An 11,434-nucleotide genomic window follows, 5' to 3' on the forward strand; every position below is an offset into this window, starting at 1 on the left:
CAGGGGTAGTGGTGCCGGGCCGGTTCACAGCAGGCCCACCGCGGTGTCGACGGCCTTGGCGACGTCGCCGTCGTGCGGGTAGAGCAGCGACCGCCCGGCCACCAGGCCCTGCACGGTCGGCAGGGCCAGTGCCCGCTGCCAGGCCGCGAAGGCGGCGTCCGCGTCCTTGACCTCGCCGCCGAGCAGGACGGCGGGCAGCGTCGAAGACGCCAGCACGCGCTCCATTTCGGCCACCACCGGCAGTTTCAGCCAGGTGTAGGCCGACGAGTGGCCGAGGCCGGCGGCGATGGTGATCGACTTGATCACCGCGTCGGGGGAGAGGTCGTTCCGGATGCGCCCGTCCACCCACGTCGACAGGAACGGCTCGACCACCGCGATCAGCTTGCGCCCGGCCAGCTCGTTGATCGCCTTCGCCGTGTTCTCCAGCACGCTCGGCGTGGCCGAGTCGTCGAGGCAGATCCGGGTCAGGGTTTTGCCGCCGTCGAACCGCATCCGCTCGATCGCTTCCGCGTCGTAGCCGGCGAACCGATCGTCGATTTCGAAGCTCGACCCGGCCAGGCCGGTCCGGTTCATCGACCCGAGCACCGTCTTGCCGTCCAGCACGCCGAGCAGCAGCAGGTCGTCGAGGACATCCGCGGTCGCCAGGACGCCGGTGACGCCCGGCCGCTCCAGCGCGAGGCACAGCCGCTCGAGCAGTTCCCCGCGGTCGGCCATCGCCGTCGGGTTGCCGCCCACCGCGGTGGCGCCGCGGGCGGGGTGGTCCGCCGCGATGATCATCGCGCGGCCCTTGTCGTTGAAGGGCGATCCGGCCCGCACCCGGTTCGCGGCCGCCTCGGCGATCGCTTCCGGCTCGTGCACCCGCCGGGCGACGAGGCGCTGCAGCACGTCGGTCACTGGTCCGCTCCCCTCCTTCGGGCTCGCTGTGGGTCGATCCGCCTTCGACGATCGCAGCGCCGGGGAACTTTGTCAAGACATATGGACAACAAGTCATTCCTACGAAGGACGCCAGAGCGGTAGGCTCCGGGGATGAGCAAGGTGGACGTCACCTTCGGGGCCTGGGACCCGGGCCGCGAGATCGTCGTGGACCCGGACAGCCCGGAACCGCTGTACTTCCAGGTGTCCCGCCAGCTGCACGCCGCGATCGAGGACGGCAGGCTGCCGGCGGGCGCCCGGCTGGGCAACGAAATCGACCTGGCCGCGAGCCTGCGCCTGTCCCGGCCGACGCTCCGCCAGGCGATCCAGACGCTGGTCAACCAGGGCCTGCTCGTCCGGCGGCGCGGGGTCGGCACGCAGGTCGTCCGCACGAAGGTCGCCCGGCCGCTGCGGCTGAGCAGCCTGTTCGACGACCTCGCCGGGCTGGGCGGCCGGCCGGCGTCGGCGGTGCTGGTCAACCAGGTCGAAGACGCCGGTGCCGAGGTGGCCGAGCTGCTCGAGGCACCGGGGCTGACGCGCGTCCGCCGGCTGCGGCGGATCCGCTCGGCCGACGGCGAACCGCTCGCCCTGATGAACAACTACCTGCCCGACGGCGTGCTCGACCCGGACGACGACGAACTCCGCGAGCGCGGCCTCTACCAGCTCCTGCGCTCGGCCGGGGTGCGCCTGCACGCGGCCGAGCAGAACATCGGCGCCCGGCTCGCGACCGGGGAGGACGCGGAGCTGCTGAACGAGGAGCCGGGCGCGGCGCTGCTGACGATGCAGCGCACGACTTACGACGAAAACGGCCGCGTGGTCGAGTACGGCTGGCACGTTTACCGCGCGTCCCGCTACACGTTCAACCTTTCGCTGACCAACGGGCCCCAGTAAGGGATCGCCGGCCGCCCACCGGCCCGGCCACGGCGTAACCGGTTGGCTTGCTGGTCACGGCGCTCCGGAATAGTTGCTGGGATGTGGCGTCGGCGCAGGTCGGAGCGGATGGCGCGGCTGGAATAGCCCTTGCCCGCCAGGACGCGGCTCGGCCTGCTCGCCGGACGCCCGGGGCCCGCTCGGCGGAACTCGACTTCGGCCATGACCTGGGTGAACATCGTGCAGTCGTTGACGTTGCCGCCGGTCAACACCACCGACAACGGTCGCCCGTGACCGTCGCAGGCGAGGCGGATCTTGGTGGTGGGTCCGCCGCGGGACCGGCCGATGGCATGATCACCTGGTTCGCTGTGCCCGCCGCCCGAGGGTGCTTGCCCCTGTGTGGGTCGCGGTCGTGCGGCGGGCGCTGGCAGCGTGCTGATGCGCCCGGACGATGCTGGACTCGACCGGGACTTCGCGGTCGAGTTCGTCGATCGCCTCGGCGATCACCCGGACCTGCGTCACCAGGGCGGACAGGGTGCCGGTGCGTGACCAGCGCCAGAACCGGTTGTAGACCGTCTTCCACGGCCCATACCGCTCTGGCAGGTCACGCCAGGCCACCCCGGTCTTGGCTTTGAACAACATCCCGTTGATCACCCGACGGTCATCCACCCCGCGGGCGTCCCTTCGCACCAGACAGCGGCAGCAGCGGTTCGATCACCTGCCACTGCTCATCGGTCAGCTCATGCCTGCGCACCACAACCCGAAGATCAAAGCAGGTCGCCGTCACCCACTTTGAGGACAGGCTCTAGGCCACGGACGTCCGGCGGAGGGCCAGCACGACCGTGTCGTCGGCGTGCAGCACCACGTCGTGCATCCGGGTCACCAGCTCGCGGGGCAGCGCCGCCGTCGGGCGGGTGCGGTTGGCCTCCGCCAGGTCCAGCAGGCGGGCCTGGCCTTCGTCGATGTCCTTGCGGCTCTCCACCAGGCCGTCGGTGTACAGCAGCACCGTGTCGCCCGGCTCGATGACCAGGTCGACCAGCTCGCGGCTGCCCGGGTCGGGGAAGCCGACGCCGCGGCCGGGCAGCGGGGCGGGCAGCAGCCGGGCCGGGCCCGTCCCGGTGACCACCAGCGGCTCCGGGTGGCCGCCGTTCGCCAGGCGGGTGCGGCCGGTCGCCGGGTCCACCCGGGCCAGCAGGACCGTCGCCATCAGGCCCGGCTCGATCGCCGCCAGCGTGTGGGACGCGTGGGCGATCAGGTCCTGGAACGGGTGCCCCTCCAGGGCGAGCGTGCGGATCGCGTGGGTCACGGTCAGTGCGTGCCGGGTCGAGGTGACGCCGTGGCCGACCGCGTCGACCAGCGTCACGTGGACGTGCCCGTCGGGCAGGACGAACCAGTCGTAGAGGTCGCCGCCGGTCGGGGAGTCCTGGTCCGTCGGGGAGTAGTGGACGGCCAGCTCCAGGCCCGGCACCGCCGGCGGCCGCGGGCGCAGCGCGTCCTCCAGCTCGCGGAAGATCGCTGCGTGCGCGCGGCGGAGCTGCTCGTCCCGCTGCTCCAGCTCGACGTACATCGCGAGCACGCCGCTGTTGGTCTCCGCGAGCTCGTGCTTGAGGTCGCGCTGCTCCCGGTCGAGGGTGGCGGCGCGGGCGACCAGCGCGAGCATCTCCTCGCGCGTCGCCCGGTCGTCGTCGGCGTCGGCCGGGGCCGCGGGGCGGCCGCCCGCCAGGTGCCAGGTGAGGGTGTCGCCGTCGCCCCGCTCGGGCAGCAGCGGCAGGGCGTCGCGGCTGCCCTGGCTCACCGCGTGGTCCAGCCGCACGGTCACGGCGAGCCGCCGGTCCGAAGCCGCCGTGGCCAGGTCGACGGTTTCGCCCGCGGTCAGCGCGGGCTCGGCGAGCAGGGTGACGGCGAGCACCAGCCGGCCCCGCTCGTCGGCGGGCACGCCGGCCTGGGTGCAGGCGGTGCGGAGCCGCCGCCGGATCCGGGCCAGGTCGGGGCGCATCAGGCGGACCGGTCCGCGCGCAGGGCGAGCATGGCCGCGTCGTCGCGCGGGTTCCGGTGCCGGTGGGCGAGGTCCGCGGCGAGCAGCAGCAGGTCCGGGGTCCGGCCGGGGAGGCGCCAGCCGGTGCCGACGCCGTCGGTGTGCAGGACCACGACGTCGTCGTCGGCGAGGTCCAGGTGCCGGACCGGGGCCGCCGGCAGGGTGAACCCGACGACGCCGGGGGTGCTGAGCAGCAGCCGGGCCGGGCCGGCGCCGACGCTGGCGCCGCCGACGTTGCCGACGCCGCAGAACTCGAGCCGCCGCGGCGCGATCCGCACGAGCGCGACCGCGGCGCCGCGGGTCGCGCGCAGCGCCCGGTGCATGTTCGTGAGCTGGTGCGGCAGCGGGCGGTCCGGGTTCTCGGTGAACACGCGCAGCGCGGCTTCCGCGGCTTCGGCGGCGTCGGGTCCGTGCCCGAGCCCGTCGGCGACGACGGCGGTCCGGCTGCCGGTGACCTCGGCCAGCGCGACGGCGTCCCCGCAGTACTCCTCGCCTTCGCGCGCCAGGCGGAAGTGCCCGGTGGCGCCGCGCAGCGGGGGCGCGGCGGGGTCGAGCAGGCGGGCGGCGGCGAGCGTGCCGTCCGCGGGGGAGGACGTGATCCGGAACTCGGTCGCCATCCGCTTCACCGCTCCGAGCCCGGCGCCGAGGGTGGCGGTGGTCGTGTTGCCGTCGAGCAGCCAGTGGTCGAGGTCGGCCATGCCGGGGCCGTCGTCGGCGGCCAGCACGTCGACGCCGCGGCCGCTGAGCGACTGCTGCACGAAAACCGAGCCGCCGCCGGTGTGCTTGTCGATGTTCCCGGCCAGCTCGGCGGCCACGACCGCGGCGCGGTCGGCCAGCACGGACGGCAGCCCGGCGTCCTGCGCGGCGGCCCGCGCGAGGCGGGCGGCGGCGTACCCGGCGCTGGGGTGGTCGACGCGGATCTGCCGCGTCAGGGCGGTGGCGGTGGCGGTCATGGTTTCCAGCGCACGACCGTGACGGTGGTGCCGCGGCCGGGCTCGGTGTCGAGGTCGAAGTCGTCGACCAGGCGGCGGGTGCCGCCGAGGCCGTGCCCGAGCCCCGCGCCGGTGCTGAAGCCGTCGGTCATCGCCTGCTCGACGTCGGCGATCCCGGGTCCTTCGTCGCGCACCTGCAGCCGGATTCCCCGCCGCCCGCCGCTGTCGCGCACGGATTCCACGGTCATCGTGCCGCCCCCGCCGTGGATGTAGGCGTTGCGGACGAGCTCGCTGGCCGCGGTGACGATCTTCGTCTGGTCGACGATCGAGAAGCCGGCGGCGACCGCGGCGGCCCGCACGGCGTGGCGGGCCGAGAGCAGGTCCTCCTCGACGCGGACCGGGTGCTCGCCGGACGGGGTGGTCCGCTCGTCAGGAAGCATGAGGCGCCTCTTCGGCGGCCTCGACGGGACGGCGCCAGCCCAGCAGCTCCATCGCCTGTTCCGCGTTGAGGGCGGTCCGGACGCCGGTGAGCTGCAGCCCGAGCTCGGTCAGCGTCAGCGCGACGGCCGGGCGCATGCCCGCGACGATCATCCGCGTGCCGAGCAACCGGCCGGTGCCGGCCAGCTGCATGAGGACGCGGGCGACGAACGAGTCGATGATCTCCAGCCGGGAGATGTCGACGATGACGCCGCGGATGCCCTCGTTCGCGATCCGCGCGGTCAGCTCGTCGGTGAACGCGAGGGCCGTCTTGTCGTCGAGGTCGCTCAGCAGGCCGCCGAGCAGGATGTCCCCGAGTCGCAGGATCGGCAGGCCGGCGTTCACCCGGTCACCGGGCGGGCGCTGTCGCCGAGCAGCTGCATCGCGGTCGCCAGGGCGTCGGCCAGCGAGCCGCGGGTGACGATGTGCGAGAGGTCGATGCCCAGCTGGGTGATGGTCTGGGCGATCGACGGGCGGATGCCGCTGATCACGCACTCCGCGCCCATCAGCCGGACGGCGCTGACGGTCTGCAGCAGGTGGTGGGCCACCGCGGTGTCGACGGTCGGGACGCCGGTGATGTCGATGATCGCCACCCGCGCCTCGTTCGCCTGGATCGATTCCAGGAGGCTGTTCATCACGACCTGGGTCCGGGCGCTGTCGAGGGTGCCGATCAGGGGGACCGCGAGGACGTGCCGCCACAGCCGCACGACGGGCGTGGACAGCTCGAGCATCTGGTTGTGCTGCTCGCGGATGATCCGTTCCCGGCCGGCCGAGTAGACCTCGAAGGTCAGCACGCCCGCGCTGTCGAGCAGCTCGTTGGCCAGCAGCGCGGCCCGGTAGCGCAGCGCGGAGTCGTCGGTGTGCCGCTCGATCGCGCCGAGCATCGTGCGCTTGAGCGCGAGGATCGCCATGGCCGTGGCCGACGGCTGCGCGCCCGCGCGGGCCCGGCGCTCCGAGAGCGACGTCAGGGCGTCCCGCACCGCCGGGTCCTGGTCCACGATCCGCGACACCGGCAGCGTGCCGGTCACCGCGTTCCGGAGGGCGGCCAGCAGCTCGGCGGCTTCGCGGCGCAGTTCGTGGCTGCCGTCGCCCGCCTCCGGGCCGGCCCAGTCGCGGGCCAGCGCACTCCGGTCTTCCTCCAGCACGCGCGCCAACACTGTGCGGACCTGGCTGTCGTCCGTGCCCAGCACCGACCCCTCCTCCGGCGTTCGGGGCGCGCTCTGCTGTACGCCGACCTAAGTATTGTCATATAACAACAGTCGTGTCAGGGATGCAAATCCGGGGGGTCGCCCGCTGCTTCGGCCAGCGCCCGGTACTCGGCCAGCCCGGCGGCCAGCGCGGTGCGGCCGGCGGGGCTCATCTTCGCCAGCAGCAGCTCGACGCGGTCCCGGCGCCGCGCCCGCAGCTCCTGCAGGTAGGCGCGGCCGCGGTCGGACAGCCGCAGGGTCAGCTCCCGCCGGCTGCGCGCGCTGGGCAGCCGTTCCAGGAAGCCGACCGCCTCCAGCCGGTCGCACAACCGGCTCACCAGCGGCGGCGTCGAACCGAGCTGCTCGGCGAGTTCCCGCAGGTTGACGCCGTCGTGGTGGTCCAGCGCGACGACCGCGCGCAGCTGCGACACCGAAAGCGGGCGCGGCGACACGTCCCGCTCGCCCTCGACCACCGCTTCGAAGAGCCGGGCCAGGCTCGACACGGCAGCCGTCCCGTCCGGGGCGGCCTGCTCGCGGGATCGATCCACGGCGTCCACTCTGGCATCCCTATGCTGAACCGGCAGCACAGCTCACGCGACTCGCCGTAGACCGGCACGCCGGAGCGGCGCAGACTCGACAGGATCGACCCCGGCGCCGGTGCGCGCGGACCCCGTGAGCAGCAGGAGGCAGGCGTTGGACAGATCCCTGGCGGTGGAGCGTCTCCTCCGTGACGTACCGCCGCACGACCTGCCCGGCGCCCTGCGCTCGGGCCTGGGCGAGCACTTCGGCGCCCTGTCGGTCGATCTGTTGATGGCGGACTACGCCCTGACGGAGCTGTGCCAGGTGGGTGAGCAGCCTTACACGGCGGAGCCGATCCCGGTCGAGGGCACCACGCCGGGCTCGGCGTTCGTCGCCCAGGCGGCGACGTTCACCCGCGACGGCGACCGCGTCACCGGCTACCTGCCGGTCAGCGTCCGCGGCGACCGGCTCGGCGTCCTGGCGGTGACGCTGCCGTCGGAACCCGAACCGCCGGTCTGGGCCGAGCTCGAGCGGTTCGCCGAAGCGGTGGCCCACGAGCTGTTCGTCGCCGACCGCGACACCGACCTCTACATCCAGGCGCGGCGGTCGTCGCGGCTGACGCTGGCGGCGGAGATGCAGTGGCAGCTGCTGCCCGGGCGCGCCTGCACCCGGGCCGAGTTCGCGCTCGGCGGCCAGCTCGAGCCCGCCTACGCCATCTACGGCGACTGCTTCGACTGGTCGGCGTCGAGCCAGAAGCTCGCCGTCACGCTGATCAACGGCATGGGGGAGGGCAGCGAAGCGGCGCTGCTGACCAACCTCGCGATCAACGCGCTGCGCAACGCCCGGCGGGCCGGGGTGCCGCTCGACGCCCAGGCCGAGCTCGCCGACCAGGCGCTGTACGCGCACTTCCGCGGCGCCGAGCACGTGGCCGCGCTGCTGCTGGAGTTCGAGCTCGCCAGTGGCGCGGTGTCCGTGGTCGACGCCGGCTCGCCGCGGCTCTGGCGGCTGCGGGACGGCAAGGCCGAGCGGATCCTGTTCGACGAGCAGCTCCCGCTGGGCACCTTCGACGGCACGATCTACACGGTCGAGAGCTTCCAGGCGGCCGACGGCGACCGGTTCGTCTTCGTCAGCGACGGCGTGTACAACGCGCTCGGCCCGCACGGCGAGCTCTACGGCGACCGCGAGCTGGCGGAGGCGGTCACGGCAACGGCCGAGCTGCCGGCGGCGCACGTCCCCGGCGCGATGCTGCGGGAACTGTCGACCCGGCGGCACGGCAGCCAGGCCGAGGACGACGCGATGGTCGTGTGCCTCGACTGGTTCGGCCCGACGCCGCTTTCGGGGACCGGGCAAAGGCCGTCGCTGACGGTGCGCCGCGCCGGCCAGGCCCGGTAGCTGTAGCGCAGGATCGGGCGGCCGCGGCGAAGCCGTGCTCCGCCGCGGCCTTCGCGGTCAGGCCCGGATTTCCCGGCGGTCCTGGCTGCCGGTGATCTCGATGCGCCGCGGCTTGGCCTTCTCGGCGACCGGGATGCGCAGCGTGAGCACGCCCGCCTCGTAGTCGGCCGTGATGCGGTCGGTGTCGAGGGAGTCGCCGAGGAACAGCTGGCGCGAAAAGACGCCGAGCGGCCGCTCGGAGACCTGCATCTGCACGTCGTCGCCGTTCGGCAGCGGCCGCCGTTCGGCCTTGACGGTCAGCACGTTGCGCTCGATGTCGAGCTCGATGGCGTCCGCGGCGACGCCGGGCAGGTCGAACGAGACGACGAACTCGTCGCCGGCGCGGTAGGCGTCCATCGGCATCGCGGCCGGCTTGCTCCAGGTGCCGGCGGTGCCGAAGACCTGCTGGGTGAAGCGGTCCAGCTCGCGGAACGGGTCGGTGCGCATCAACATCGGTGTCCTCCTCCTGACTTCGACGGTGGGCGTCAACACGCACTGCATTTCTAGCATGTCATCCGAACGATGACAAGTGGGGTGTCATCATCAGGATGACGACCGAGCCGGGGATCACCGGCCCTGGGGATCCTCGCTGTCGCCCTGCTCGCCCGGCTGCGTGGCGGCCGCCGCGACCTCCGCCGCCGATGGCTTGCCCTCGGGATGGCCGCGGGTCACGTGGCCCTCCTCGCGCATCCGCGCCACCATCTGCGGGTAGTGCAGCTCGAACGCCGGGCGCTCCGAGCGGATCCGGGGCAGCTCGAGGAAGTTGTGCCGCGGCGGCGGGCTCGTCGTGGCCCATTCGAGCGAGTTGCCGTAGCCCCAGGGGTCGTCGACGGTGATGGGCTCGCCGTAGCGGTAGCTCTTGACCACGTTCCAGACGAACGGAAGCACCGACAGGCCGAGGACGAACGCGCCGATCGTCGACACCGTGTGCATCCAGGTGAACCCGTCGCTGGACAGGTAGTCCGCGTAGCGGCGGGGCATGCCCGCGTCGCCGAGCCAGTGCTGGATGAGGAACGTCGTGTGGAAGCCGAGGAACGTCGTCCAGAAGTGCCACTTCGCCAGCCGCTCGTCGAGCATCCGGCCGGTGATCTTGGGGAACCAGAAGTAGATGCCGGCGAAGGTCGCGAAGACGATCGTGCCGAACAGCACGTAGTGGAAGTGGGCGACGACGAAGTACGTGTCGTGGATGTGGAAGTCCAGCGGCGGGGACGCGAGGATGACCCCGGTCAGCCCGCCGAGCAGGAACGTCACCATGAAGCCGACCGACCACAGCATCGGCGACTCGAACGTCAGCTGCCCCCGCCACATCGTGCCGATCCAGTTGAAGAACTTGATCCCGGTCGGCACCGCGATGAGGAACGTCATGATCGAGAAGAACGGCAGCAGCACGGCGCCGGTGGCGAACATGTGGTGCGCCCACACCACCGCCGACAGCCCGGTGATGCCGATCGTCGCGAACACCATGAGCTTGTAGCCGAACAGCGGTTTCCGGCTGAACACCGGCACGATCTCGGTCACGATCCCGAAGTAGGGCAACGCGACCACGTACACCTCGGGGTGACCGAAGAACCAGAACAGGTGCTGCCACAGGATCGCGCCGCCGTTCCCGGGGTCGAACACGTGCGCGCCGAGGTGCCGGTCGGCCAGCAGCGCGAACAGCGCCGCGGTGAGGATCGGGAACGCGAGCAGGATCAGGATCGACGTGAACAGGATGTTCCAGGTGAAGATCGGCATCCGCCACATGAGCATCCCGGGACAGCGCAGGCACACCACGGTCGTGATCATGTTGACCGCGCCCAGGATCGTGCCGAGGCCGGCGACGATCAGCCCGGTGATCCACAGGTCGCCGCCGACGCCGGGGCTGTGGACGGCGTCGGACAGCGGGGTGTAGGCCGTCCAGCCGAAGTCGGGCGGGCCGCCGGGGGTGGCGTAGGCGGAGAGGACGATCGTGCCGCCGAACAGGTACAGCCAGTACGAAAACGCGTTGAGCCGGGGGAACGCGACGTCCGGCGAGCCGATCTGCAGCGGCAGGACGAAGTTGGCGAAGCCGAACAGGTTCGGTGTGGCGTAGAGCAGCAGCATGATCGTGCCGTGCATGGTGAAGAGCTGGTTGTACTGCTCCGGCGAGAGGAACTGCAGGCCGGGCCGGGCCAGTTCGCCGCGCATCAGCAGCGCGGTCAGGCCACCGATCAGGAAGAACCCGAACGACGTCGTCAGGTACAGCACGCCGATCGTCTTGTGGTCGGTGGTGCGGATGGTCTTCAGGATCGTCCCGCCGCGCTTCCCCCGCCACACCGGCCGGTGCGGGATCGGGGCCGGGCGTGCCACCGTGTCGGTCATCGGACTCCCACCTGGTGCTGCCGGGGACGAGCTCCTCCCGCGCGCGACCCCCGCGCCGGCAGTGCTACACGCGCGGGTGGTGTCCGGGTGCGGGATCAGCCGTACGGAGTACTGAGCCGGGTTTCGCGGCCGCGGTGACGCCGGGGGTTAGCGGCCGTACCGCCGGGTAGCCGCCCGCCGTGGCCCCACCCGCTGGGGCGCCGACTGCGGAAAGGAAATCCCATGTCCACCGCCACCCACACCGGCACGAAATCACCCGTGCAGGTCGCCGCCGCGGTCGTTGCGGTCGTCTTCCTGCTGGTCGGCGTGCTCGGGTTCGTCCCGGGCATCACGACGGGCTACGACCGGCTGAGCTTCGCCGGCCACGACTCGATGGCCATGCTGCTCGGCGTCTTCATGGTTTCGGTCCTGCACAACATCGTCCACCTGCTGTTCGGCGTCGTCGGCCTCGCCGCGGCCCGCACCGCGCGCGGGGCCCGGCTGTACCTCGTGGCCGGCGGGGTCGTCTACCTGGTCCTGTGGCTGTACGGCCTGCTCGTCGACCACGGCAGCGACGCGAACTTCGTTCCGGTGAACACCGCGGACAACTGGCTGCACCTGGGCCTGGGCGTCGGCATGATCGCCCTCGGCCTGCTGACCGCCCGCGCCGGGCGCGGCACCTCCGGGCCGCGGCCGGCCCGCGGCCCGGGCCTCGGCTGACCCCCGCGGGACGCCGCGGGGCCCGGCCGCCG

At 72.5% G+C, this 11,434-nt stretch carries 12 protein-coding genes and 1 pseudogene; 3 read left to right on the forward strand and 10 right to left on the reverse strand.

The features are described from left to right. Positions 1-24: 24 nt before the first annotated feature. The gene (locus ABZW17_RS33660) at positions 25-894 is read right to left on the reverse strand and encodes an aldolase (RefSeq protein ID WP_354823204.1); all 870 of its coding nucleotides are present in this window, start codon (positions 892-894) and stop codon (positions 25-27) included. Between the two features lie 132 nt (positions 895-1,026). Between ABZW17_RS33660 and ABZW17_RS33665 the strand changes: the two genes are divergently transcribed. Continuing rightward, positions 1,027-1,803, forward strand: coding sequence for a GntR family transcriptional regulator (locus ABZW17_RS33665; RefSeq protein WP_354823206.1), 777 nt, complete (start codon positions 1,027-1,029; stop codon positions 1,801-1,803). A gap of 20 nt (positions 1,804-1,823) precedes the next feature. On the opposite strand, the pseudogene ABZW17_RS33670 reads toward ABZW17_RS33665, so the two are convergent. The 7 genes and pseudogenes from ABZW17_RS33670 to ABZW17_RS33700 all read right to left on the reverse strand — a co-directional run. After that, positions 1,824-2,539 (reverse strand): annotated as a pseudogene (locus tag ABZW17_RS33670) (IS5 family transposase); the annotation flags it as partial. Positions 2,540-2,587: 48 nt separating this feature from the next. Beyond that, positions 2,588-3,778, reverse strand: coding sequence for a PP2C family protein-serine/threonine phosphatase (locus ABZW17_RS33675; protein ID WP_354823208.1), 1,191 nt, complete (start codon positions 3,776-3,778; stop codon positions 2,588-2,590). After that, positions 3,778-4,770: a SpoIIE family protein phosphatase gene (locus tag ABZW17_RS33680; RefSeq protein ID WP_354823210.1), complete on the reverse strand. Its 993-nt coding sequence runs from the start codon at positions 4,768-4,770 to the stop codon at positions 3,778-3,780. The genes ABZW17_RS33675 and ABZW17_RS33680 overlap by 1 nt, the downstream gene beginning before the upstream one ends. After that, the gene (locus ABZW17_RS33685; RefSeq protein ID WP_354823212.1) at positions 4,767-5,189 is read right to left on the reverse strand and encodes an anti-sigma regulatory factor; all 423 of its coding nucleotides are present in this window, start codon (positions 5,187-5,189) and stop codon (positions 4,767-4,769) included. Before ABZW17_RS33685 ends, ABZW17_RS33680 begins: the two co-directional genes overlap by 4 nt. Then, positions 5,179-5,571, reverse strand: a complete 393-nt coding sequence (locus tag ABZW17_RS33690; protein WP_354823214.1) for an STAS domain-containing protein — start codon at positions 5,569-5,571, stop codon at positions 5,179-5,181. Before ABZW17_RS33690 ends, ABZW17_RS33685 begins: the two co-directional genes overlap by 11 nt. Beyond that, positions 5,568-6,416 (reverse strand): STAS domain-containing protein, encoded by an 849-nt coding sequence (locus ABZW17_RS33695; RefSeq protein WP_354823216.1) that lies wholly within the window; start codon positions 6,414-6,416, stop codon positions 5,568-5,570. Before ABZW17_RS33695 ends, ABZW17_RS33690 begins: the two co-directional genes overlap by 4 nt. A 74-nt stretch (positions 6,417-6,490) precedes the next feature. Continuing rightward, positions 6,491-6,916, reverse strand: coding sequence for a MarR family transcriptional regulator (locus tag ABZW17_RS33700; protein ID WP_354823226.1), 426 nt, complete (start codon positions 6,914-6,916; stop codon positions 6,491-6,493). Positions 6,917-7,106: 190 nt separating this feature from the next. On the opposite strand from ABZW17_RS33700, the gene ABZW17_RS33705 reads away from it, so the two are divergent. Beyond that, positions 7,107-8,324 (forward strand): PP2C family protein-serine/threonine phosphatase, encoded by a 1,218-nt coding sequence (locus ABZW17_RS33705; protein WP_354823218.1) that lies wholly within the window; start codon positions 7,107-7,109, stop codon positions 8,322-8,324. A gap of 57 nt (positions 8,325-8,381) precedes the next feature. Here the strand turns inward: ABZW17_RS33705 and ABZW17_RS33710 are convergent, their stop codons facing one another. Both ABZW17_RS33710 and ctaD read right to left on the reverse strand, forming a co-directional pair. Beyond that, entirely contained in the window at positions 8,382-8,816 is a 435-nt protein-coding gene (locus tag ABZW17_RS33710) for an Hsp20/alpha crystallin family protein (RefSeq protein ID WP_354823220.1), read from the reverse strand. Positions 8,817-8,930: 114 nt separating this feature from the next. Further along, a complete protein-coding gene (gene ctaD, locus ABZW17_RS33715; protein ID WP_354823222.1) occupies positions 8,931-10,703 on the reverse strand; it encodes a cytochrome c oxidase subunit I in 1,773 nt (590 codons plus the stop codon). Positions 10,704-10,925: 222 nt separating this feature from the next. Between ctaD and ABZW17_RS33720 the strand changes: the two genes are divergently transcribed. After that, complete coding sequence (locus ABZW17_RS33720; protein WP_354823224.1) at positions 10,926-11,402, forward strand: DUF4383 domain-containing protein; 477 nt, start codon at positions 10,926-10,928, stop codon at positions 11,400-11,402. Positions 11,403-11,434: the final 32 nt, after the last annotated feature.

The sequence above is a fragment of the Amycolatopsis sp. NPDC004625 genome (genome assembly GCF_040609695.1).
GTDB lineage: Bacteria > Actinomycetota > Actinomycetes > Mycobacteriales > Pseudonocardiaceae > Amycolatopsis.